Source organism: Candidatus Methylomirabilota bacterium (assembly GCA_035709005.1).
GTDB lineage: Bacteria > Methylomirabilota > Methylomirabilia > Rokubacteriales > CSP1-6 > 40CM-4-69-5.
In genome coordinates this window covers 12255-36053 of sequence record DASTFB010000056.1, presented here as the reverse complement: position 1 = coordinate 36053, position 23799 = coordinate 12255, and the positions used below count along the sequence as shown (strand labels likewise).

Here is a 23799-nt window from a genome sequence, read left to right as displayed (position 1 = left end):
GCCCAGCGGCGCCGCTGGATGAGCAGGGCGCCGAAGTCTGGCGGCGTCTCACTGTAGGCAAGGCGTTCGGGATAGTTATAGAGGCGCCAACCCCGGGCGATCAGATCCACTGTCGATTCGGTGTCCTCAATGACCGTGTCGTCCCGGATGAACCGTGTGATCTCGTATCCGCGCTCCCGGTCCCGGATCCCGATGTCGGCGAGGGCGGCCACTCTGACGATCGCATTGGCCCCCACCCAATAGGTCGCGCCGTACTGCGTGAATCCCTGGTGTGTCAGGTACTGGATGTCGGTGGTGGCTCCAGCGATGCGCTCGACGAGGCTGCGCGCGCCGGGGAAGGCATTGTAGGGTGTCTGGGCAACGGCCACTCGCTCGTTTCCCGGCGTCCGCATGACATGCATAAGCCGCAAGGCGTAGTCCGGCGTCAGCAGGCTGTCGGCGTCTACGATCAGGAGAAACTCGCTCTGCGGCACCACGATATCTGCCGGGCGAGAATCCGCCGGTTCGAGAAGCAGCCTGTGTCCGCGACGGACCTCACGGAAACTTCGCCCCAGCAGGGCGATGTAGCTATTGAGGTTCATCGCCTTGTTCGGCGCGTGCGACAAGTTGTCGTAGCGCTTGCGCTCGAAGGCGGTGATTTCGGGCCGAAACCATGCGGAGAGACGCGCGTATTCTTCCATAAGAGTGGGTTCGTCGATCGCGTCGACGGAAGCGCGTAGACGCTCGGCGTATGCGCGACAGGCTTGGCCGGGACCGCGCAGAGTCACTTCCACGAAAAGCTGATCGGTATGATCGGCGACGTCATAGAGATCGGCCTGTCGCTCGAACCAGCTGGCCACGTCGGCATACAACCGACTCAGGGCCAGGCCCTCCGTCGCCACCTCTCGCAGGCCCATGGCCCGTCGATCGAGGAACGCTTCGAAGGCTCCCGCGCACAGCTTCGCGGGCTCGTCCAGAAGCTTGGCGATCTCGCCGGGTAGGGCCCGGGCGGTGGCAAGGCGTTCGGCATCGTGACCACTTCGAGGAACGGGAGGGTCGTCGATGAGCAACACGATGCGACGACGCGGATACTCCTGAAGCGCCGCCGAAAGCAGGGTGCGTCTCACGACGCGCGCCTCCTCCATGTAGGAGGGAACCAGCACGGTGAGCAGCGGCGGTGCTGCTTCCCGGTAGACCCGACGCAGGTCTTCGTCGGTGGCGGGCACGTGAGCGGCGTGACGTCGGAGTTGGCCGATCCGGGCCAGCTGATACACGCACGCGCCATAGATCAGGGCCGCGACGATGAGAAAGAACAGGCCCTGAGCGATTGTAGCGGCCCACGCCTGCGCTTCGATGCGAATGGCGAGCACGCCGAGCATATCGGCGATGGTCAACGCCGCGGCGGTAAGCGTGACCACGAGCCCTGCGATGGTGAGGCGTATCTCGCGCCGGACGAATGCCAGACGAGCGCGCTGATCGACACGGTCATGGCTCTCCGTGGCGCCGTGGGCGTCGCAGAACCCGAAGCGGGACATGAACGCAGAACGATGGTGCGAACGCGATGCCAGGACCGTTGGACGGGAAGCGCGGATCGGAGAGATGAAGATCTGCGTGTTTGAGCCAGGCCGCGCCGGGCGGCCACGCTCGGCAGATTGCCAGGCTGGCCGGAAGTGTCTGCCAAGTGTCGGCGGGGCGACGCGATCATATGAGCGCGTGTCGTGTCTGGCCCGCACCGCCAGGGGGCGCGGTACTCGATCGGAGGATCGGCGCGCGGCTGGCGGATAAGGTTGCCCAGGCATCGGCTTTGAGGGACTCGCAGGCTGCGCGCTGGACGGCCGGCCCGCCGGTCAGTTCCCACCAGCGGCTGGCGCCGGTACGTCCACTGTTCACGTGAAGATACCCTATAATCCCGGCATGAACTTCGCCCAGCGCATGAGCCGACTCGGCACGGAATCGGCGTTCGAGGTCCTGGCCCGCGCCAAGGCCCTGGAGCGCCAGGGCAAGTCGATCATTCACCTCGAGATCGGCGAGCCCGACTTCGATACCCCCGCCCACGTCAAGGAAGCCGCCAAGCAAGCCCTGGACGCGGGCGCGACGCACTACGGGCCCTCGGCCGGGCTGCCCGAGCTCCGGGAAGCCATCGCCAAGCACGTGGCCGAGACGCGGGGCGTGCCGGTCTCGCCGGACGAGGTGGTGGTGACGCCCGGGGCCAAGCCCATCATGTTCTTCACCATCCTGGCCCTGGCCGGCGCCGGCGACGAGGTCATCTATCCCAACCCGGGGTTTCCCATCTACGAGTCGGTCATCAACTTCGCGGGCGGCGTGCCCGTGCCCATCCCGCTGCGGGAGGACACGGGCTTCGGCTTCGACCTCGAGCTCTTCGAGCGCAAGCTGTCCGCGCGGACGCGGCTCATCATCATCAACTCGCCGGAGAACCCCACGGGCGGGGTGCTCGATCGCAGCCAGATCGAGCGCATCGCGGCGCTGGCCGCCGCCCGCGGCATCCCCGTGCTCGCCGACGAGATCTACCGGCAGTTCCTCTACGAGGGCGAGTTCGTGTCGATCATGGGCATGCCCGGCATGCGCGAGCTCACCGTCCTGCTCGACGGGTTCTCCAAGTCGTATGCCATGACGGGGTGGCGCCTGGGTTACGGGGTGATGCCGGTGCCGCTCGCCGAGCACGTGACCAGGCTGATGGTGAACTCGAACTCCTGCACGTCCTCGTTCGTACAGCTGGCCGGCATCGCCGCCCTGCAGGGCGACCAGACGCCGACGGCCCGCATGGTCGCGGAGTTCAAGCGGCGCCGCGACCTGGTGGTGGACGGCCTGAACCGCCTGCCCGGCGTGAAGTGTGCGCGCCCCCGTGGGGCCTTCTACGTCTTCCCCAATATCACGGGCACCCGCCGCTCGTCCGCAGAGGTCGCCGACCGGTTGTTGAACGAGGCGGGTGTCGCCGTACTGGCGGGGACGGCTTTCGGCCAGTACGGCGAGGGGTACCTGCGCCTGTCCTACGCCAACTCCGAGGCCAACCTGCGCACCGCGCTGGAGCGGATGCGGCCGATCTTCGAGCGCCTCGCCGGTTGACCCGAAGTCGGCGTGTTGCCGACGTCGTCGCTGACGTCCTCGTCGCGTCGGGTGCGACCCGGCTCTTCACGGCAGGCGGTGCATCCTCCCTCGGGCCGTTCGACGCCTCCGCTCGAGCGCGAGGGCTCGCCCTCGTCGAGACGGAGGCACCGGCCGCTGCGGCGGTGATGGCGGCGGTGACCGGCGACCTCGGGCCCGCCACGGGGGTGGTGCTTCTGTCACCCGCCGACGCTCCAGCCGCCGTCGTCGGGGTCAGGTACGCCGCGACGGCCCGCGCGTCCCTGCTCGTGATCTCCGCGGGCCCCCTCGATTCGAGCGTCCTCACGCCGCACCTCAAGGCCGCGCTGCAGCCGACGAGCGAGTCGGCCGCCAGCGCCCTGATGAGCGCGCTCGACCTGACGATCGAGGCTCCACGCGGGCCGGTGCATCTCGCGCTGTCGCCGCACGTCGCCGCCGCCCCGGCCACCGGGGTGGGGGAGCGCCCGGCGGTCGTCGCGCCCGGCGTGCCGCCCGCGCCGGCGGTGCTCGATGAAGCTGCCGCGCTTCTCACGGCGGCGGCGCGACCCCTGCTCGTCGTGGGGCTCGGGTGCCGGTCGGGCCAGGCCGGGCCGTGGCTACGCGCGCTGGCCGAGGCCCTGCCCATGCCGGTGCTCGTCACCCTCAGAGGCAAAGGCGTCCTGCCCGATCCTCATCCGCTCGTGCTCGGGCTGCTCGACGAGGGCGGGACCGTGCTGGCGCGGGCCGATCTGATCGTCACCGCCGGGCTCGACCCGCTGGAGGAGACCGCGATCAGCTGGCCGGCGGGGCTGCCCCGGCTCGCGCTCGGCGGGCCCACGGATGGCGGCGCCGGTCGGGCCGGTGTGCTCTCGGTGTCCGGCGACCTCGCTCTCATCATCGAAGAGCTGGCGCCACGAGTTCGCGGGCAGGCCCGCGCCGACTGGGATGTCGCCGAGCTCGATCGCCTCAAACGCGCGCGCCGGGTCGCAACCTCGGCCGGGCAGCTCTCGCCATCGCGAGCCGTGGACATGGTGAGAGCGCTCACACCGGCCGGCACCGTCGCGACGGTCGACGAAGGACCCGGCGCCGCGGTCGTCACGGCCCGGTGGCAGGCCGTCGGACCGAACGAGCTGCTGGTGGGCGCCGGCGACTCCGGGCAGTCGTTCGCGCCGGCCGCCGCCGTGGCGGCGTCACTGGCGCGAGCGGGCGGCCACGCCGTCGCCTTCAGCGACGCGGCGGGCCTGGCTGCGGCGCCGGACGCCATCGCCACCGCCGGCCGGCACCAACTGCCCGTGGTGCTCATCGACCTGGGCGTCGGCGGGGCCGAAACACCGCCGACCGAGGCCGCCGTGCCCGATGTGACGGCGGGCGACGAGGAGCAGCTCACGCGGGCCCTGCACCGCGCCCTGGCCGGCCGGGGACCCACGGTGATCCGCGTCCGGGCCCGACCGGCACGCGGTTCGCCGGTATAATCTGGCCATGGCCATCCTCACGCCGCAGAACGAAGCCGAGGTTCGCAAAGCGCTCGGGGCGCTCCGGGATCCGGTCAAGCTGACCGTCTTCTCGCAGTCGCTCGCCGCCGCCGAGCTGTGTGCCCAGAACGAGCAGCTCGTGCGCGAGGTGGCGGCCCTCAGCGACAAGATCACGATGGAGGTCTTGAACCTGGCCATCGACCGCGAGCGTGCCGCCAGTTACGGTATCGACCGGGTGCCGGCCATCGTCGTGGAGGGAGCCCGGGATTACGGTATCCGCTTCTACGGCGTGCCCCTCGGCTACGAGTTCGGCAATCTGATCGACGCCATCATCGTGGCGTCGACGGGTGAGCCGGCGCTGGCCGAGGCCACGAAGACGGCGCTGGCCGGTCTGGACCGGGACGTCGACATCAAGGTCTTCTCGACGCCCACCTGACCTCACTGCCCCCGGGCGGTCCGCCTGGCCCAGCACATGGCCGTCGCCTCGGAGCGCGTGCGCTCGACTGCCATCGAGGCCACGGAATTCCCCGACCTCAGCCGGGCCTATCAGGTGATGGCGGTGCCCAAGGTCGTCATCAACGATCGCGTGGAGTTCGAAGGGGCGCTGCCCGAGGCAGAATTCCTGGGCGCGGTGCTTCAGGCTTCCGCGAGCGACGCCACACCCTGAACCGTCAGCCGCCGGCGCCGCGGGGTGGGCGGGGGCTCCGGAAACCACGAGCGCGGAGGCGGCGGTCGCGTTCCGCGGGTCCATCGACAGGCACGGCGAGGACAGTCGCAGGGAAACGGGTTTCCGGAGCCCCCGCCCACCCCGAGCCGCCGGCGCTGCTGTTCGCGTATGGCACCCTCATGCGGGGGCTTAGCCGGCACGGGTTTCTGGTCGGGGCGATGAGATTCGTGGAGTTGGCGCGGGTGCGGGGGCGGTTGCTGGCATTGGGGAGCTATCCGGGGCTGGTCGAGGGGCCGACGACGGTGCGGGGAGAGCTGTATCGGGTCGAGCGCGTCGAAGTTCTCGCCGAGATCGATCGCGAGGAGGGGTACAATTTCGAGCGTCGTCCCACGCTGGTGAGAGGCGCCGACGGGCGCCCCGCGCGCGCCTGGGCGTACTGGTACCGCGGCCCACGGACCCGCGCACCCGCCATACCCGGAGGCGATTGGAGGAAGCGATGGCGATGACTGCCGCCGAGCTGATCAAAGCCGACCAGGATCATCTGATCCACCCGCTGCACCACCCGGTCGACGCCGCCGAGCCCACGATCTACGTACGGGGCCAGGGCGCGACCGTGTTCGACCTGGGGGGTCGCGAGTACCTGGACGGCCTCAGCGGGCTCTGGAACGTCAACGTCGGCCACGGCCGCGCCGAGCTGGCCGACGCCGCGGCCAAGCAGATGAAGGAGCTGGCCTACTTCACGGGCTACGTGGGCTCCTCCAACCTGCCCGCCATCAACCTCGCGCAGCGGCTGATCGAGCTGGCCTACGAGAACATGCAGGCCGTCTTCTTCACCACGGGGGGCGCGGAGGCCACCGAGTCGGCGATGAAGACCGCGCGGTTCTACTGGAAGGCGCGGGGCAAGCCGCAGAAGGTGAAGATCATCGCGCGCCACCACGGGTACCACGGCGTCACGCTGCAATCGATGAGCGCCACGGGCATGGCCGCCTACTGGAAGATGTTCGAGCCCCGGGTGCCGGGCATCGTCCACGTGCAGACCTGCTACCCCTATCGGTTCCAGGGCGCTCGCCCCGGCGAGACGGTCGGCCAGGCGGCGGCCCGCGAGCTGGAGGAGACGATTCTGCGGGAGGGTCCGGACACGGTGGCGGCCTTCATCGCCGAGCCGATCCACGGCGGCGGGGGCGTCATCTATCCGACCGACGACTACTTCCCGCGGGTGCGCGAGGTCTGCACGCGCCACCAGGTGCTGTTCATCGCCGATGAGGTGATCACCGGGTTCTGCCGGACGGGCCGCTGGTTCGCCATGGGCCACTGGAACGTGCTGCCCGACATGGTGTCGTTCGCCAAGGGCGTGACGTCCGGGTACCTGCCGCTGGGCGGCATCATCGTGAGCCGGGAGATCAAGGACGCCATGGACGGCGTGAAGCCGGAGGATCGGTGGATGCACGCCTTCACCTACTCCGGGCATCCGACGTGCTGCGCGGTGGCCCTCAAGAACATCGAGATCATGGAGCGCGAGCGGCTGTGGGAGAACGCAGCCCGGATGGGCACGCGCCTGCATCAGGGACTGCAGCAGGCCTTCGCCGACCATCCTAACGTCGGCGACGTCCGGGGCGGCAAGGGCTTGCTGGCGGCCGTGGAGCTCGTGGCCGATCGAGCGACGAAGGCCCACCTGCCCGCCGACCAGAAGGTGGGGCCGCGCGTGCAAGCCGAGATGATGAAGCGCGGCCTGGTCAGCCGCGTGCGGGTGCAGTCCCCGGGCGGCCCGGGCGACACCATCTTCTTCGCTCCGCCGCTGGTGGTGACCGCCGCCGAGGTCGACCGGACCGTCAGCGTCACCCGCGACGCCGTCAAGGCCGTCCTCGGCGTGTAGGCGCGGTGTGCGTCTGATCACCGCGCACCGGATCCTCATCGGATCCGGTATCGCGTTCTTCCTCTTCTATGCCGGCTGGCGGGTCCGGCACTATGTCGCCGGCGGGCCGGCCTCCGACCTGCTGCAGTCGGTGGTGGCGGCGGCGGTGGCCGTCGGCCTGCTCCTCTACTACCGCAGCCTGCGCGGATGGGGGCCCCCGCCGTCCTGATCTACGATGGCGACTGCGCCATGTGCCGAGCGAGCGCGCTGTGGCTGATGCGGCGCGCGCTCGGCAGCGGCGCCGACGAGCTCGAGATCTTGCCCTGCCGCTCTCCGGCGCGTCGCGCGCGGTTCCCTGCGATCGACGAGGCCGCCTGTCTGACCGCGATGCAGCTCGTCCTGCCCGATGGCCGTGTCCTGAGCGGCGCCGATGCCGTTCCCGAGCTGCTCGCCCGCATGCCGCGATGGCGGTGGCTGCGGCACGCCTTCGACCTGCCGGGAGCGCGGCCGCTGGCGCGCCGGGCCTACGCCTGGATCGCCGCCAATCGCATGAAGCTCAGCTGTCGCCTTCCCCGCCGCTCCTGAGCGGCCCCCGCCCGCCGCTGCCCGCTGATTGAGCACGGCCGAGCCGGCTGCCCGCGCCGGCGGCAGCGGCGCCGGTCAGGCGCTGTCCCAAGTCGTAATTGCCGTTGACGAAACGCTCGGTGCACCTCCGGCACGCCGCTTGCTCCTGAGCCCCGTGCCGGTCAAGCGCGTGCGCGCGTCGTGCGCGACGCACGAGCGCAACGGAACGAGGAGGACAGCGAACGATGAGAGGACTGAGACAGGGGTGGCAGCGGGCGGGTGTCGCCACGCTGGCGGCGGCGGTGGTCGTGCTGACGGGCGTGGCCGCGGCGAGGGCCCAGGACAAGGGGCCCAACACGGGCCGCGTGTCGCTCAGCATGGGCATGGACTGGACGACGCACTACTTCTTCCGCGGGATCCTGCAGGAGGATCAGGACTTCATCCTGCAGCCTTACGGCGACGTGACCTTCAAGCTGCTGGAGGGCCAGGGGCCCCTCACCAATGTCGGTCTCACGCTCGGGCTCTGGAACAGCCTGCACGGCGGTCCCACGGGCACTGGCGGCCCCAACGGCGATCCGCGCATCTGGTACGAGAGCGACTTCTACGCCAGGCTGGGCGCGACCCTGTTCGAGGATTTCACCGCGGCCGTGACCTACACGGCCTACATGAGTCCCAACGGCTTCTTCACGACCGTGGAGGAGATCGCCCTCGGCCTCGCCTACAACGACAGCAAGCTTCTCGGCCCGTTCGCGCTGAACCCGAGCGTGCTGCTCGCCTTCGAGACGGACGGCCAGGCCGACGGCGGCCTCGACGAAGGCGTCTATCTGCAGCTCGGCGTGAGCCCCGGCTACACGTTCAACGCCAACGGGGCCTACCCGGTCACGCTGTCCGTGCCGATCGTGCTCGGGCTGAGCGTGAGTGATTACTACGAGCGCGTGGGCGTCGGCGGCGACGACGACACCTTCGGGTACTTCAGCGCGGGTCTGGCGGCGGGCGTCCCGCTCAAGTTCGTCCCGGCCGGGTTCGGCGCCTGGCAGCTCAAGGGCGCCCTCACCTACATGCGACTGGGCGACAACCTGGAGGCCGTCAACAACGGGGACAGCTCGGAGGTCATCGCCACCCTCGGCGTGTCCATGACCTACTAGGGGACCTCGCCGCCGCCTCACAGCCGCGGCGCTACCGCTCCGACGGCCGTCACGCCCTGGGTGAGTGGGGGGCGCGTCGAGTCGGTCATCCGAGGGCTCCACCAAAATGATGCGAGTGGATCATTGAACCAGATGGAGACACGGTCCAACCTCGGACGTCGTGGCGTGACTGCGACTGGGCGCCGCCGGCGACGGCCTGGCTGCCGGTCGGACCGTGGGGCATCTGGCGATCGTCGGTCAACACCGATGAGGAGGGATATCGCCATGATCCACCGTGTCTTCGTTGTATTCGCCGCCGCAACATTCTTCTGCGCAACAACATCCTCGTTCGCCGCCGACGCGCTCACGAGCAACATTCCGCCGTTCTCCATCGAGCAAGGTCCGCGCGCCGGATTCGTCCGCGACATCGTGTCTGAAATCGCCAAGCGCCTGGGGACGGAAATCGCTGTGATCTACGGCAAGAGTTGGCCAGACTCCCAGGAAGAAGCTAAGTCCCGTCCCGATACTCTCATCTTTCCCCTTGCCCGCACCGCCGCCCGCGAGCCGCACTATCAGTGGGTCCAGAAGATCCTCGATATGGATGTCGCCTTCGCAACCGCACCGGGCAGGCCCAAGGTCGAGACCGACGGCGCTGCGCGCACCCTCAAGGGCATCGGCGTGCGCGACGGCTCACCGATGGTCAAGGACCTCCAGCGCCGGGGCTACACGAACCTCGTGATCGTCAAGTCGTCGGCCGAGAACGCGCGCGCGTTGCACGAGGCTAGGATCGATGCCTGGTATGCACCGGTGCCCGAAGTCGCATTCAACTGGATGGAGCTTGGGCTGCCTGGTGCACCAGCGTTCGGGCTGAAACTCGATTCCGCCCCGGTCTATATCGCCGCATCGAAAAACACGCCCGGGCTCAATCTCGAGCAATGGCGAGCGGCCTACGCCGCGATGCAGCGAGACGGGACACTCACGCGCATTCTCGCGGCCTACGGATTGTAAGGGGACATTGAGCTGGGCCGGCTCACGATGCAGAGAAGAAGGCCCGAGACCCTCCGTGCCTAGGCACTAGAGGATCAGGGCGCCGCCCTCACAGCCTCGGGGCTACCGCTCCGACGGTCGTCACCCCCCGGCTGAGTGGGGGTGGTTTGGAGGGGGGCGCGTCCAGTGCCCCCCTCCATCTTCATGTCCTGGCCGTCGCCGGCCCCCCGCGCTCGGGACTACAATAGCGGCCGATGCCCGAGCATCGGCCGCGGGTGTTGATCGCCAAGGTGGGCCTGGACGGCCATGACCGGGGCGCCCGCCTGGTGGCGCGCTGTCTGCGCGACGCCGGCCTGGACGTCATCTACACGGGGCTGCACCGCACGCCGGAGGAGGTCGTGGCCGCCGCCGTGCAGGAAGACGTCGACGTGCTGGGCGTGAGCCTGCTCTCGGGCGCTCACGCGACGCTGGTGCCGTGCATCCTCGATCTCCTGCGCGAGGCCCACGCTCAGGATATCGCGGTCGTGCTGGGCGGGGTCATCCCCGACGAGGAGGTGCCCGGCCTCCTCGCCCGGGGCGTGCGCGACGTCGTCCTCCAGGACACGCCACCCGACGACGTCGTGCGCCGGGTCCGGGCGGCGGCGCGCTCGCGCTTGGCCCGATGATCGACCTGGCCGCGATCGCCCGCACGCGGGGCGTCGACCTCACCCGCTGGCCGCCCCGCTACGATCCAGGCTACCGGCCGGCTCCCGACGCCGAATACTGGCTGCCCGAGATCGAGTGCGCGGATCCGCCCGAGCGGGACGCGCTGATTCTGGCCAAGCTCCGGCGGCAGGTGCAGTGGGCGTGGGAGCGCAGCGCCTTCTACCGCCGCAAGTGGACTGAAGCCGGGGTCTCGCCCGAGACCCTCGAGGAGCTGGCAGACCTCGCGCGATTTCCCGTGGTGCAGAAAGAGGAGCTGCGCGCGGCCCAGGCTGCGGCGGCGCCCTTCGGCGACTATCTGTGCATCGAGCCTCGCGACGTGGCCCGCATCCACGGGACCAGCGGCACCACGGGCCGGCCCACCGTGTTCGGCATCGGCCGCGACGACTGGGAACGGATCGGCGAGGCCCACGCCCGCATCCTCTGGGGCGCCGGGGTGCGCCCGCACGACCGGTTCATGATCTGCTCGTTCTTCAGCCTCTACCTGGGCTCGTGGGGGGCCCTCGAGGGCGGCGAGCGGCTGGGGGCCACCATGTTCCCCTTCGGCGCCGGCGTGGCGGGGCAGACGCTGATGGCGGTGGCCTGGGCCCGCGACCTCCGTCCCACCGCCCTCTACGCCACGCCCTCCTACGCGCTGCATTTGGCGGAAACGGCGCGCCGCGAGGGCATCGATCCCCGGCAACTCGGCCTGCGCGTCCTGCTCTTCTCCGGGGAGCCGGGCGCCGGGATCCCCGCTACCAAGCGGCAGATCGAGGAGGCGTTCGGGGCTGCCTGCATCGACATGGGCTCGATGGCGGAGATGACGCCGTGGATGACGAACGGCGAGTGCCGGCACCGGACGGGCATGCATCTCTGGCAGGATCTCGTGTACACGCAGGTCTGCGATCCCGCGCGCTTCCAGCCCGTGCCCTTCGGCGAGGAGGGCACGCCGGTGTACACGCACCTCGAGCGCACCTCGCAGCCGATGATCCGGCTCGTGTCCGGCGATCGCGCCCGCTGGAGCGACGCGCCGTGCCCGTGCGGCCGCACCTACCCGAGGCTGCCCCATGGCCTCTACGGTCGCCTGGACGATATGATCATCGTCCGCGGCGAGAACATCTACCCGAGCGCTATCGAGGACACGCTGCGGGCCATCGAGGGCTTCGGCGGCGAGTTCAGGGTCATCGTGTCCCGCCGGGAGACCATGGACGAGCTGCTCGTCCGCGCCGAGTACGCCGCCAGCCACGGCGCGCCGGCTGCCCAGGAGCGGTTGCGCGCCGCGATGACGGAGCGGCTGCGGGCCCGGCTGGGCGTTCGTCCGGTGGTGGAGCTGCTCCCGGCGGGGATGCTGCCCCGGACGGAGTTCAAGGCCCGGCGCGTGATCGACGACCGCGACCTCTACCGACGAGGGACCACACATGTTTGATCCGACGACGCTCGAGCAGGCGGCGGCGGCGCGCCGCGCGTGGGAAGCCCGGGAGCTCGAGGAGTTCCTGGCTCGACAGCCGGAGGCCCGGCCGGACCGGCGATCCGCGTCCGGCCTGCCGCGACAGCGCGTCTACACGCCGGAGGACATCGCCGACACGACGTGGGAGGCGATCGGTCTACCCGGCCAGTATCCCTACACCCGCGGCCCCTACCCCACGATGTACCGGGGACGACTGTGGACGATGCGCCAGATCGCGGGCTACGGCACCGGCAGCGACACCAACCAGCGCTTTCACTACCTGATCGCCCAGGGGCAGACCGGGCTCTCGGTCGACTTCGACATGCCGACCCTGATGGGCTACGACTCCGACGACCCCCGGGCCCTGGGCGAGGTGGGTCGGGAGGGCGTGGCCGTCGACACCATCGAGGACATGGCCGCGCTGTTCGACGGGGTCGACCTCGAGCGGATCTCGGTGTCCATGACCATCAACCCCGCGGCCTGGATCCTCCTGGCCATGTACGTGGCGCTGGCCGAGGAGCGCGGCCACGACCTTCACGCGCTGTCGGGGACCTGCCAGACGGACATCCTCAAGGAGTACATGGCGCAGAAGGAGTGGATCTTCCCCATCCGCCCCTCCTTGCGGCTGGTCCGGGACATGATCGTGTTCTGCGCCCAGCGCATGGCCCGCTACAACCCCATCAACATCAGCGGCTATCACATCTCGGAGGCGGGAGCGACCTCGGTCCAGGAGGTGGCCTTCACGATGGCCAACGCCATCGCCTACGTGGAGGAGGTCACCCGGGCCGGTGTGCCCGTCGACGCCTTCGCGCCCCGGCTGGCCTTCTATTTCGTGGCCCAGGCCGACTTCTTCGAGGAGGTCGCGAAGTTCCGCGCGGCCCGTCGCATCTGGGCCCGCCTCATGAAGGAACGCTTCGGTGCCGCCCGGCCGGAATCGATGCGCCTGCGCTTCCACTGCCAGACGGCGGCCGCCACGCTGACCAAGGCCCAGCCCCTCAACAATGTCGTGCGCACGGCGCTCCAGGCGCTGTCGGCGGTGCTGGGAGGCGCCCAGTCCCTGCACACCAACGGGCTCGACGAGGCCTACGCCATCCCCTCCGAGCTGGCCATGAAGGTCGCCCTGCGCACCCAGCAGATCCTGGCCGAGGAGACCCGGATTCCCGACGTGGTGGACCCCCTCGGCGGCTCGTATTACGTGGAGGCGCTGACCAACCGGTTCGAGACGGCGGTGTTCGCGATCCTGGCCAAGGTGGACGCCCTCGGCGGGACGGTGAAGGCCCTGGAGGACGGATACTTCCAGCGCGAGATCGCCGACTCGGCCTGGGAGGAGGCCCGGGCCCGGGCCTCCGGCGAGCGCGTGGTCGTCGGCGTCAACCGCTACGTGGAGCCCCCGCAGGCGGCGAGCTTCGAGATTCATCGCGTCGACCCCGAGGTCGAGGCGCGCCAGGTGGCGAGCCTCCGGGCCGTGCGGGCGCGCCGCGACGGCCGGCGCGTGGCCGCCTTGCTCGACCGGTTGCGAGCCGAGGCGCAGAGCCCGGACGTCAATCTGATGCCGATCACCATCGAGCTGGTGCGGGCCCGCGCGTCACTGGGCGAGATCGTCGCCGCCCTGCGCGCGGTGTGGGGCAGCTACGTGGAGCGCCCGGCGTTTTAAAAATCGGAGGGGCGACACACAGGCGCGCCGGTTGGGCGCGACGGCCCCCTCCGAGGCCTCCCCCAGGATTGCGCCGGCAAAGCCGGCGCTCGAAGGCGGCTAGTTCATCTGCACTAGCGGTTCGGAACCCGCCGCTGTGGCGGCTTTGTCCCGACCGTCTGCTATGCTGAATTCGCTGTGGCTCCCGAGAGCATGTCCGCGCTGCAACAGCGGCTCGCCTACGAGCAGAAGCTCATCGCGCTCGTCGATCGGATCAACGGCGTCAAGAGCCTCGACGACATCTTCCTCGAGCTGCAAGCGGAGATTCTGGGCGCCACCGACGGCGAGCGGTTGACGGTCCTCGCCGTCGATCCCGACAAGCGGGAGCTGTACTCCCGGTTGGTCTCCGGCCCCATCAGCGAGGTGCTGGAGATCCGGGTCCCCATCAACGAGAAGAGCATCGCCGGCTTCGTGGCTTCTTCGCGGACCCCGCTGAACATCGCGGATGCCTACGACAAGAACGAGCTCACCCGGCTGGCCCCCTCGCTGACCTTCGACAGCAGCTGGGACGCCAAGACCGGCTTCCGGACCAAACAGGTCCTGGCCATCCCGGTCATGCACGACAACCGCGTGGTGGGTGTGATGCAGCTCATCAACAAGAAGCGGGGGCCGCGGTTCACCCGCGAGGACGAGAGCGGCCTCGTCCGCATCGCCAAGACCCTGGGCGTCGCGCTGCACACGCACATCCAGCTGGCCCAGAAGCGCGGGGGCAAGTTCGATTACCTGCTCAGCCAGCGACTCATCACCCCGGAGGAGCTGAACCAGGCCAACACGGAAGCCCGGCGCCGCCAGATCGACGTGGAGACCGTCCTCCTCGAGCAGTGCAAGATCCCGAAGAGCGAGCTGGGCGTGGCCCTGAGCCAGTTCTATCGGTGTCCGTTCATCGAGTACGACGACAAGATCATCCCGCCGCTTGACCTCATGCGGGACCTCAAGCTCGAGTACCTCAAGAAGGCGCTGTGGCTTCCGCTGCGGCGCGACGATCGGGGGCTGACCGTCCTCGTCGACAATCCCCAGGACATCCAGAAGATCGACACCATCCACCAGCTGCTGCCCCGGCAAAAGATCAACCTGGCGGTGGGGCTGCGCCAGGACATCCTCATGTTCCTGGGCGCGGCCAGCGGCGACCTCACGCCCCGGGGCTCCCTCGGTGACATCCTGGGCGATCTCAAGGCCGACGAGGGGACCGACCGCGACGAGATCCCTACCGGCATCGATATCGACGAGAACGACAGCGCCATCATCCGGCTGGCCAACCAGCTGGTGGTGGACGCCTACCGGGCCCGGGCCTCCGACATCCACATCGAGCCTTACGGCGGGCAGCGCGATACCGTGATCCGCATCCGCGTCGACGGCTCGTGCATGGAGTACCAGCGCGTGCCCGGAACCTATCGGCGGGCCATCGTGGCCCGCATCAAGATCATGGCCCAGCTCGACATCGCCGAGCGCCGGAAGCCCCAGGACGGCAAGATCAAGTTCCGGCTGCCCGACAACCGCGACATCGAGCTGCGCGTGGCCACCGTGCCCACGGCCGGCGGCAACGAGGACGTGGTCATGCGCATCCTGGCCTCCAACGAGCCCATCCCCATCGACAAGCTGGGCATGACCGATCGCAACCTGCGCGAGCTCAAGACCATCGCCGAGAAGCCCTACGGGCTCATCTTGGTGGTGGGGCCGACCGGCTCCGGCAAGACCACCACCCTGCACTCGGTGCTGGGCTTCATCAACCGGCCCGACCGCAAGATCTGGACCGCCGAGGATCCCGTGGAGATCACGCAGTGGGGCCTGCGCCAGGTGCAGGTCAATCCCAAGATCGGCTACACGTTCGCCGCGGCCATGCGCTCCTTCCTGCGCGCCGACCCCGACGTGATCATGGTGGGCGAGATGCGCGACCAGGAGACCGCCGAGACCGGCATCGAGGCCTCGCTCACCGGCCACCTGGTGTGCAGCACCCTGCACACCAACAGCGCCGTGGAGACCGTCGTGCGCTTGCTGGACATGGGGCTCGACTCCTTCAACTTCGCTGACGCGCTGCTCGGCGTGGCCGCCCAGCGGCTGGTCAAGCGCATCTGCGACAACTGCAAGGAGCGCTATCACCCCGATCGGGCCGAGTTCGAGGCCTTGAGCCAGGCGTTCGGCAAGGAAGAGTTCGAAGCCCTCGGCCATCGCTACGACGACCGCTTCACCCTCAACCGGGGCCGGGGCTGCTCCCAGTGCAACAACACCGGCTACCGGGGCCGGGCCGGCATCCACGAGCTCCTCATCGCCAGCGAGGAGATCAAGCGCATGATCCAGGTCAAGGCCCGCACGGCCGAGATCTTCAAGCAGGCCAAGAGCGAAGGGATGGGCACGCTCGTCCAGGACGGCATCTTGAAGTCGCTGGCCGGCCTCACCGACTTCCGCCAGGTCAAAGCCGTCGCCATCAAGTAGTCAGGACTTGAGCCGGACGTCCTTGAAGGTGACGTAGAGCAGCACGTCGTAGAGCATCTTCAGCCCGCCCCCCAGCACGAACGGCGCCCCCAGGGCGAGCGTCTGCATCGTCCACCCCGTGAGGGCGGGGGAGACCGCCTGGGCCACGGTCCGGGTCACGGTGGTCAGGCTCGCCGCGGCCTCGCGCTCGTGGTCTTCCACCACCGCCATCACGTAGGCCTGGCGGGTCGGCACGTCGATCTGCGAGAGCAGCTGGCGGCCGAGCAGCAGCGCGATGGCCGCGCCCGCGCTGGGGGCGGCGGCGATGGCGATCAGCAGGACGTTGGAGACGAGATGCGAGACGACCATGGTCGGCAAGAGTCCGAAGCGGCGAGCCATCGGGGCGGCCACCAGCAGCGAGGCCGCCGTGAGGAGCTGAGCGGTCAGGAAGACCAGGCCCAGGCCGGCCAGATCGAGGCCGAACCGCGTGTGCAGGAAGTACGCGATGAGCGACTGCAGCACGAACCCGCCGGCGAAGGAGTCCACAGCGAACAGCAGGGCCATGCGTCTGATGAGGGGAGCGGACGTTCGGGGGACGGCCACCCGGACCTCGGGGACCGAGCGCGCCCGGGGCAGCCGCCGGTACAGGGCGAGCTGGACGATCGCCCCCGCCAGGAACAGCACGAACAGGGTCCGATGGTCCCCGGGGAGTCCGGCCACTGCGGCGCCGAGCCCCGCAGCGCCGTAGCCGATGAGGTTGTAGAGGCTGAACACCGTCGTGCGTCGCTGGCCGGTGACCGCGCGGGCGATCACCACCTGCTCGATGGTGAGAAACGGGCCCGTCTCGCCGCTGCCGACGGCGACGTTGCCGAGCATGGCCCCCAGCACCACGAGCCAGGGATGACGCGAGCTGAGCAGCAGCAGCGCCCCGGCCAGGGTGAGGACGGCCAGGCCGAGCAGCGCCGCGCGGGCGCCGTGGCGCTCCGCCGGGCGGCGGACCGCCCAGGTGAGCACGGCGCTGGCGGCGAGCGTGAGCGTCACCGCCACGCCCACGCCGGCGGCGCTCACGCCGAGCTCGGCCAGATAGACGGGCAGCAGGATGCCGAGGAAGCCGTAGCAGAAGGTGCGGGTCGTCTTCGCGGCGAAGACGACGCCGGTGGGGGAGGTCATGACGATGGCGCTCATTCGTGGCCTCTCGGCCCCCTCGCCAGGTTGGGCTTGACATCAAGCTCATCATGTGATGAGTATATGGGCCCGGCCCGCCGGGGGGAGAGGAGGCAGGGGCAGATGAGCCGCATGGAGCAGGTCCTCAATGACGACGTTAGCCAGCTTCTGGACCGGCTGGCCGGCAGCATTCCCGGCGGATGCCTGGAGGCCACCGCCGTGGGGAACCCCGGTCTCAGGCGGCGGCTGGACGAGGTCGAGAGCCAGATGGCCGCCGTCAGGGCATCGCTCGTCGACGGCTACGGCCGCTGGCGTCGAAGCCTCGACGATCTGGAGAACCTCTGGGCGCTGGCTGCCTGGAAGGCGGCCGGGGAGGATGCGTCCTTCCGGGAGTGCGCGTGAGCACGCCGGCTCAGGCGCGGCGCTCGCCGGTGAAGGCGAGGCGCACGGCTTCGAAACGCTGCCAGTAGTCCGGAAGCTCGCGGGCCAGCGTCAGCTGGGTGGCCAGCAAGCCAGCGACGACGTCGGCGCCGGCGCGGGTGGCCGCCTCCGCGACCAGGCGCTGCTGGTCCGGGGCGAGCGCGGGAAGAATCTCGACGCCGAGCCGCTCCAGGAACGCGCGCACCCCGGCGGTGAACTCGGCGCGGTCGGCAGCGCTCTCCGTGACGGGACCCGGCAGGCCCTGACGGCGGCGCCGCTGGACCATCACCTCGAGACTCACCGCGTCCACGGCGTCCGCGATGCGCTCGCGGACCTCGTGCTCGATGAGGGCGAGCAGATCGCGAGGCTGATCGGGGCCGGTGCGGAACGGCACGCTCACTCCAGCATGCGACGAAGACCGGTGGCCAGCGGCATGGGCGTCAAGCCGAAGGTCGAATAGAAGGGCGCGGGATCCCCGGCGTTGTCCTCCTCGAGCATCAAGAGCTGATCCGGCGTGACGGGGAAGCCCGGCAGACGGTGGAGCAGCATCGCGAGCGGGCGCATCACCCCGAGGGGAATGTGCAGCTTGCGCACCCGCCGGCGGCCCACCGCCGCCCCGATCAGGTCGAGCAGCTCGATCAGGCTCACCGTGTCGAGGCCGCCTACCTCGTAGATTTGCTTCTCGGCCAGGGGCGTGATCAGCGCCCGCGCGAACCCCTCGGCGACGTGCTCCACGGGCACCGGTTGCAGGCGCTGACGTCCACTGCCGATCACCGGCATCACCGGGTAGCGCCTGACGAAGTAGGCGAGCATGGTGACGAAGTCGTCGCCGCGCCCGTAGATGATGGAGGGCCGGAAGATCGTCCAGCGCAGCCCGCTGGCCCGCACCGCTTCCTCGGCGGCCCACTTGGTCCGATGATAGCGCGCGCGCGCGTGCGGTCGCGTCCCCAGGGCGCTCATGTGCAGGAAGCGCCGGACCCCGGCGGCCGCCGCCGCCTCCAGCACGTTGACGGTGCCCTGGGTGTGGACCTGCTCGAAGGTGATCCCGCGGGAGGGCTGCTCGCGGATGATCCCGACCAGGTGGATGACGGCCTGGCAACCGGCCATGTCCTCGTCCAGCCCCTGGCGGACCAGGACATCGCCTTCCACGCGCTCGATGGCACCCAGCCCCCGCAGATCGCGCTCGGAGCCCCGGCGAACGAGGCAGCGCACGGTGTGACCACCGGCACGCAGGGCCTGGATCACAGCCCGCCCGACGAACCCGGTCGCGCCAGTGACGAAGACGCGGGGCATACGACAGCCCCTACGCTAGCACAAGCATGTCGAGGGCGGGAGCGGGCCGGGTCGCGCGCTGCTTCGGTCTACGCGCCCGCCGATGCTAAGATGCCCCGTGGCTGTTCGCCTGATCGCGATTCCGGCCGTCATGCTCGCCCTCATCCTGACGTCCGCCGCGTCGCTCGCCGTCCCCGGGGTGGACTTCGCGGACGTCGACGCCGCCGCCCGGGAGGCCGTCGCCTCCGGAGAGATCCCCGGCGTCGTCGTGCTGGTGGGGCGGGGGGATCAAGTCCTGCTCAACCGCGCCTGGGGCTGGCGCAGCCTGGCGCCCGAACCCGACCCCATGACGACGGACACGATCTTCGACATCGCCTCGCTGACCAAGCCGCTCGGGACCACGATCGCGATCATGGCCCTGGTGGAGCGCGGCGACATCCAGCTTGACGCGCCGGTGGGGCGCTACCTGCGGGAGTTCCGCCGCGGCGCGTTCCTCGAGGTCACCATCGAGCGGATTCTCGCCCACACGGCCGGCTTTCCCGCGCTGCCCGCCCACGACGCCCTCGCCCACGGCTTTCCCGCGGCGGCGCGCGCGCTGGCCCGGCGTCCTCTCGATTACCCGCCGGGCACGGGATTCCAGTACAGCGACACCGGCTTCATCGTGCTCGGCGAGGTCGTCCGCCGGGTCAGCGGCGAGCCCCTGGACCGCTTCCTGGAACGCCTGCTGTTCCGGCCGCTGGGGCTGCGCGACACCTCCTTTCACCCCTCCGAGTCCGTGAAGCCGCGAGTGGCGCCGACCGAGATCAACGCCTCGGGCGTGCTGCGCGGGCGGGTCCACGACCCGCGGGCCCGGCAGCTCGGCGGCGTGGCCGGCCATGCCGGGATGTTCTCCACCGCCGCCGACATCGCCCGGATCTGCCGCCTGCTGCTCAACGGCGGCGAGCTGGAGGGCAAGCGGATTCTCCGCCCGGGCACCGTGCAGCAGATGTGGACGCGGTTCACGGAGGCCGACGGCCGCCGCGCGCTGGGGTGGGACGTCAACTCGGGGTTCGCCCAGCCGATGGCGCCGTTCTTCCCGGCGGACTCCATCGGCCACACGGGCTTCACCGGCACCGCGGTGTGGATCGATCCGCTCAGCCGAAGCTACATGATTCTCCTCACCAACCGCGTGTACCCCAGCGGAGGCGGCGCCGCGCGCATCCGGGAGCTCCGTTTGCGGGTGAGCGCGGCGGTGGGGGCGGCGCTCTTCCGGCCGCCGCCGGCGCCCACGATGGTGGCGGCCCCGGGCCCGGCCTCCGATGGCGAGGAGCACGTCGGATCGGTGCTGCAGGTGCCCACCGCCACGCCGGGCCGCGTGCGCTCGGGCCTGGACGTCATGGTCGAGCTGAACTTCGCGCCGTTCCAGGGCAACAGCGTGGGCCTGATCACGAACCAGACGGGCATCGATGCGCAGGGCCGCCGCGGGATCGATCTCTTCGCCCGCGCGGCCGGCGTGCGTCTGGGGGCGATCTTCACCCCCGAGCACGGCATCATGGGCGACGCCAACGCCGACGTGCCGCACGGCCGGGACCCGGCGACCGGGACGCCCATCTGGAGCCTCTACGGTCCGACCCGGCGGCCGACGGCCGAGATGCTGCGCGGACTGAACGTGCTGGTCTACGACATCCAGGACGTCGGCGTCCGCTACTACACCTACCTGACCACGCTCGTCTACGTCATGGAGGAGGCTGGGCGGCGCGGCCTTCCCGTCGTGGTGCTCGACCGCCCCAACCCGATTACGGGCCGGGTCATCGAGGGCCCGGTGATGGAGCCCGACCTCAAGTCGTTCACGGCGCCGCACCCCATCCCCGTGCGGACCGGCCTCACCATCGGCGAATTCGCTCGCCTGGTGGCGGCCGAGCGCCGGCTGCCGGTGTCGCTGACCGTCGTCCCCGCGGCGGGCTGGCAGCGCGCGCGGTGGTACGACGAGACGGGGCTGCCCTGGGTGAATCCCTCGCCCAACATCCGTTCGGTGACCCAGGCGCTGCTCTACTCCGGCATCGGCTTGCTGGAGGCCACCAACCTCTCCGTGGGGCGGGGGACCGACACACCGTTCGAGGTCGTGGGCGCGCCCTGGGTCGATCCCCACGGGCTCGCCCGGGCGCTCACCGCCCGGCAACTGCCCGGCGTGAAGTTCCAGCCGGTGATGTTCATGCCCGCCGACGACAAGCACGCCCTGACCACGTGCTGGGGCGTGCGCGTCATCGTGACCGACCGGGACGCGATCCGGCCGGTGACGGTGGCGCTGGCGCTGGCCAGCGAGCTACGGGCCCTGCACCGGGACCAGTTCAGGCCGGAGAACATGCAGTATCTGCTCGTCCATCGCCCGACGATGTGGGCGTTCCTCAGGGGCGAGCCGCTGGACCGACTGATGAGCTGGTCGGAGCTGGAGCGGCCCGCCTTCGCGACGCGACGGGCCTCGTATCTGATCTACCCCTAGGTTGGAAGGGGTAGTCCTCCGGCTGCCTCCCGCTTCGACGCCGGCGCGACGTTCTGGTTCGCGTGGAAGACGTTTTCGGGGTCGTACTTCGTCTTGATGGCGGCCAGACGGCCGAGGTTGGAACCGTAGGCGGCAGGCACCCGGTCAGCCTCGTCGTCGCCGAGGTCGTTGACGTAGACGTCGCGCTCGAGGTGCGGCGTCATCGCCGTGTAGAAGGCGCGGGTCCAGGCGATGTTGGCGGCATCGTCCTCGGGCCGGTCCCACTGTGACAGGATGAGGCAGTCCCACTGGTCCCGGCGATGCGGGAATGCCGTGACGCCCGGCGCCACCCGGGCCGCCGCGCCGTGCATCTGCTGCAGTCCGATCTGCGTGTGCGGGGACGGCCGCCGCGCGGCGAAGTCGAGCAGCACGTCGATGGCCGCGGCGTCCAGGCGTCGCAAGAATCCCGCCTTCCAGTAGTGTCGTCGGCCGCGCGGGAACCCTTCGTCGCCGCCTCGCTGGAGATCGACATAGGACATGGGCGCAATCATGTCGGCGAGGGGCGTGAGGAACGTGCGCAAGGGTTTCAGGGCGCGCTCTCCAGCGTCCAGCGGGCCGCACCACGCGACGGCGACGCCCAGGAACGGCGATCCGTCTGGCAGCGCCCCCACGCCGGCGTTCACGCTGAGCTCGTCGGGGCACTCGCGCGCGAACTGCTCATAGAAGCGCAGGACCCGCGCGCCCTGGGCCAGCGGGAAGGCGATGCCCCCGCCCAGCACCAGTCCCACCGGGTGGAGCCGGTACTCGAACGAGGTGACGATGCCCACGTTGCCGCCGCCGCCCCGCACCGCCCAGAACAGATCGGGATCCTCATCGGCGCTCGCGGTGCGAGTCTGCCCGTCCGCGGTGACGATCTCCACCGACACGACGTTGTCGCAGGCGAGGCCGTACCTGCCGTTGAGCCAGCCGATCCCCCCGCCGAGCGGGAGCCCGGCGATGCCGGTCGTCGAGACGATACCCGTGGTCGTGGCGAGGCCGAAAGCCTGGCAGCTGTGATCGAACTCGGCCAGCGTGAGCCCCGCCTCGGCGCGGGCCAGGCGTCGCCCGACGTCCACCCGGCACGCCTTCATCGGCGACAGGTCAATCATGACGCCGCCCTCGGGCACCGCCTTGCCCGAGACGTTGTGACCGCCGCCGCGCGCCGCCACGCGGAGTCCGTTGGCCCGCGCGAAGGCGATGGAGGCGACGACGTCCGCCGCGCCGGCGCAGCGGACGATCACGGCCGGTCGGCGGTCGATCATGGCGTTGTAGACGCGCCGGGCGCGATCGTATTCGGGATCGCCCGGGGTGAGGGCCTCGCCACGCAAGCTGGCGCGAAAGTCCGTGAGCAGGGCGGTGCGCATCATGGGGAACCTCCCCGGGTTGCAAGGGGACGGGCGGAGCGCACGGTGTCCGTGCCGCTGAATCGGCTGCGATAGGCTGCGGGATTGACACCGAGCGTCCGGCGGAAGGCCAGGCGCATCGTCTCCGGGGCGCCGAAGCCGCACGCGGCTGCGATATCGGACACGCCGCGCGACGTGGTCTCGAGCAGACGGCGCGCCGCCTCCACACGTGCACGCTCGACGAAGCGCGCCGGCGTCATGCCGACCTGGCGCACGAACACGCGGAAGAAGTTCCGCGGGCTCATGTGAACGCGCCGCGCGAGGGCATCGACGGCGAGGTCGGCCCCCGGGTGGTCCAGCATCCAGGCCTGAAGCTCGCGGAACGGCTCCCGCTCGGCGAGCTGGCCCGACAGCTGCGCGCTGAACTGGGCCTGGCCGCCCGGACGCTTCAGGAACAGCACCATGCGCTGGGCCACCCTGAGCGCGACGCCACGGCCGAGATCTTCTTCGATGAGTGCGAGCAGCAGATCGAGCCCGGCGGTGGCGCCCGCTGACGTGTACACGTTGCCGTCGCGGACATAGATGGGATCGGGCTCGACGATCACGCGGGGATAACGCCGGGCGAGTGCGTTGCAGTCCGCCCAGTGTGTCGTCGCGCGGCGGCCGTCGAGCAGCCCGGCCTCGGCGAGCACGTAGGCGCCGGTGCACAGGCCGACGACCCTCCGGACGCGCGGTGCCATGCGCCCCAGCCAGCGAACCAGGTCCGGATGGCGGCGCGCGTCCTCCGGTCCGTCGACGCCGGTGACGATGAGCGTGTCGACCGGCCCGCGCACGTTGCGGAAGGAGCGCTCGGCCACCAGCCGGAACCCAGTCCACGCGCGGACGGTGACGACCGGCGACACCACCTCCGCGAGGTAACCGGGGTCCGTGGCGCCCGCTGTGATCAGGATCTGGTTGGCGGCGTAGAGCGCATCGAGGACCCCGCCGATCTCGACGACTTCCTTGCAGGGCATCGCGACCATGACGATGCGGCGAGGACCCATGAACGCCCTCCTGCTGCGGGGCCTGTTGTCTCACCGGCGGGGCATGTCCGCAATGCCATTCAACCCAAAGATCCTGCCAGCCACCAGGCCGGCGTCAGGACCGG

At 70.1% G+C, this 23799-nt stretch carries 20 protein-coding genes and 1 pseudogene; 15 read left to right on the top strand and 6 right to left on the bottom strand.

Annotation, left to right across the window (positions count from 1 at the left end):
- Positions 1–1514, bottom strand: a 1514-nt coding sequence (locus VFR64_08935; protein HET9489861.1) for a glycosyltransferase family 2 protein, incomplete at its 3' end; no start/stop codon positions are given.
- 379 nt (positions 1515–1893) lie between these two features.
- Between VFR64_08935 and VFR64_08930 the strand changes: the two genes are divergently transcribed.
- The 13 genes and pseudogenes from VFR64_08930 (at position 1894) to VFR64_08870 (ending at position 15977) form a co-directional block, all read left to right on the top strand.
- Positions 1894–3063 (top strand): pyridoxal phosphate-dependent aminotransferase, encoded by a 1170-nt coding sequence (locus VFR64_08930; GenBank protein ID HET9489860.1) that lies wholly within the window; start codon positions 1894–1896, stop codon positions 3061–3063.
- Positions 3060–4532, top strand: coding sequence for a thiamine pyrophosphate-binding protein (locus VFR64_08925; protein HET9489859.1), 1473 nt, complete (start codon positions 3060–3062; stop codon positions 4530–4532). Before VFR64_08930 ends, VFR64_08925 begins: the two co-directional genes overlap by 4 nt.
- A gap of 7 nt (positions 4533–4539) precedes the next feature.
- Positions 4540–4968: a hypothetical protein gene (locus tag VFR64_08920; GenBank protein HET9489858.1), complete on the top strand. Its 429-nt coding sequence runs from the start codon at positions 4540–4542 to the stop codon at positions 4966–4968.
- 12 nt (positions 4969–4980) lie between these two features.
- A pseudogene (locus tag VFR64_08915) lies at positions 4981–5199 on the top strand (thioredoxin family protein).
- A 496-nt stretch (positions 5200–5695) separates the two neighbouring features.
- Entirely contained in the window at positions 5696–7072 is a 1377-nt protein-coding gene (locus VFR64_08910; protein ID HET9489857.1) for an aspartate aminotransferase family protein, read from the top strand.
- A gap of 7 nt (positions 7073–7079) precedes the next feature.
- Positions 7080–7280, top strand: a complete 201-nt coding sequence (locus VFR64_08905; GenBank protein ID HET9489856.1) for a hypothetical protein — start codon at positions 7080–7082, stop codon at positions 7278–7280.
- Complete coding sequence (locus VFR64_08900; protein ID HET9489855.1) at positions 7259–7636, top strand: DUF393 domain-containing protein; 378 nt, start codon at positions 7259–7261, stop codon at positions 7634–7636. The genes VFR64_08905 and VFR64_08900 overlap by 22 nt, the downstream gene beginning before the upstream one ends.
- A 224-nt stretch (positions 7637–7860) precedes the next feature.
- Positions 7861–8760 carry a hypothetical protein gene (locus VFR64_08895; protein HET9489854.1) on the top strand — a complete coding sequence of 300 codons (900 nt, stop codon included), beginning with the start codon at positions 7861–7863 and terminating at the stop codon, positions 8758–8760.
- A gap of 264 nt (positions 8761–9024) precedes the next feature.
- Positions 9025–9747, top strand: coding sequence for a transporter substrate-binding domain-containing protein (locus VFR64_08890; protein HET9489853.1), 723 nt, complete (start codon positions 9025–9027; stop codon positions 9745–9747).
- Positions 9748–9980: 233 nt separating this feature from the next.
- Complete coding sequence (locus tag VFR64_08885; GenBank protein HET9489852.1) at positions 9981–10391, top strand: cobalamin B12-binding domain-containing protein; 411 nt, start codon at positions 9981–9983, stop codon at positions 10389–10391.
- Positions 10388–11833 carry an AMP-binding protein gene (locus VFR64_08880; GenBank protein HET9489851.1) on the top strand — a complete coding sequence of 482 codons (1446 nt, stop codon included), beginning with the start codon at positions 10388–10390 and terminating at the stop codon, positions 11831–11833. The genes VFR64_08885 and VFR64_08880 overlap by 4 nt, the downstream gene beginning before the upstream one ends.
- The gene (locus VFR64_08875) at positions 11826–13508 is read left to right on the top strand and encodes a methylmalonyl-CoA mutase family protein (protein HET9489850.1); all 1683 of its coding nucleotides are present in this window, start codon (positions 11826–11828) and stop codon (positions 13506–13508) included. The genes VFR64_08880 and VFR64_08875 overlap by 8 nt, the downstream gene beginning before the upstream one ends.
- Before the next feature lie 177 nt (positions 13509–13685).
- Positions 13686–15977 carry a GspE/PulE family protein gene (locus VFR64_08870; GenBank protein HET9489849.1) on the top strand — a complete coding sequence of 764 codons (2292 nt, stop codon included), beginning with the start codon at positions 13686–13688 and terminating at the stop codon, positions 15975–15977.
- On the opposite strand, the gene VFR64_08865 is transcribed toward VFR64_08870, so the two are convergent.
- Positions 15978–17141 carry an MFS transporter gene (locus tag VFR64_08865; protein HET9489848.1) on the bottom strand — a complete coding sequence of 388 codons (1164 nt, stop codon included), beginning with the start codon at positions 17139–17141 and terminating at the stop codon, positions 15978–15980.
- 102 nt (positions 17142–17243) lie between these two features.
- Here VFR64_08865 and VFR64_08860 point away from each other — a divergent pair, with 102 nt between their 5' ends.
- Positions 17244–17522 (top strand): hypothetical protein, encoded by a 279-nt coding sequence (locus VFR64_08860; protein ID HET9489847.1) that lies wholly within the window; start codon positions 17244–17246, stop codon positions 17520–17522.
- A 10-nt stretch (positions 17523–17532) separates the two neighbouring features.
- Here the strand turns inward: VFR64_08860 and VFR64_08855 are convergent, their stop codons facing one another.
- Positions 17533–17940, bottom strand: coding sequence for a hypothetical protein (locus VFR64_08855; GenBank protein HET9489846.1), 408 nt, complete (start codon positions 17938–17940; stop codon positions 17533–17535).
- Positions 17937–18833, bottom strand: coding sequence for a complex I NDUFA9 subunit family protein (locus tag VFR64_08850; GenBank protein ID HET9489845.1), 897 nt, complete (start codon positions 18831–18833; stop codon positions 17937–17939). Before VFR64_08850 ends, VFR64_08855 begins: the two co-directional genes overlap by 4 nt.
- Before the next feature lie 97 nt (positions 18834–18930).
- Here VFR64_08850 and VFR64_08845 point away from each other — a divergent pair, with 97 nt between their 5' ends.
- Positions 18931–21291: an exo-beta-N-acetylmuramidase NamZ domain-containing protein gene (locus VFR64_08845; GenBank protein ID HET9489844.1), complete on the top strand. Its 2361-nt coding sequence runs from the start codon at positions 18931–18933 to the stop codon at positions 21289–21291.
- On the opposite strand, the gene VFR64_08840 is transcribed toward VFR64_08845, so the two are convergent.
- Positions 21288–22676 (bottom strand): FAD-binding oxidoreductase, encoded by a 1389-nt coding sequence (locus VFR64_08840; protein ID HET9489843.1) that lies wholly within the window; start codon positions 22674–22676, stop codon positions 21288–21290. The two genes, VFR64_08845 and VFR64_08840, sit on opposite strands and share 4 nt — an antisense overlap.
- Positions 22673–23695 (bottom strand): GlxA family transcriptional regulator, encoded by a 1023-nt coding sequence (locus VFR64_08835; protein ID HET9489842.1) that lies wholly within the window; start codon positions 23693–23695, stop codon positions 22673–22675. The genes VFR64_08840 and VFR64_08835 overlap by 4 nt, the downstream gene beginning before the upstream one ends.
- Positions 23696–23799 lie beyond the last annotated feature (104 nt).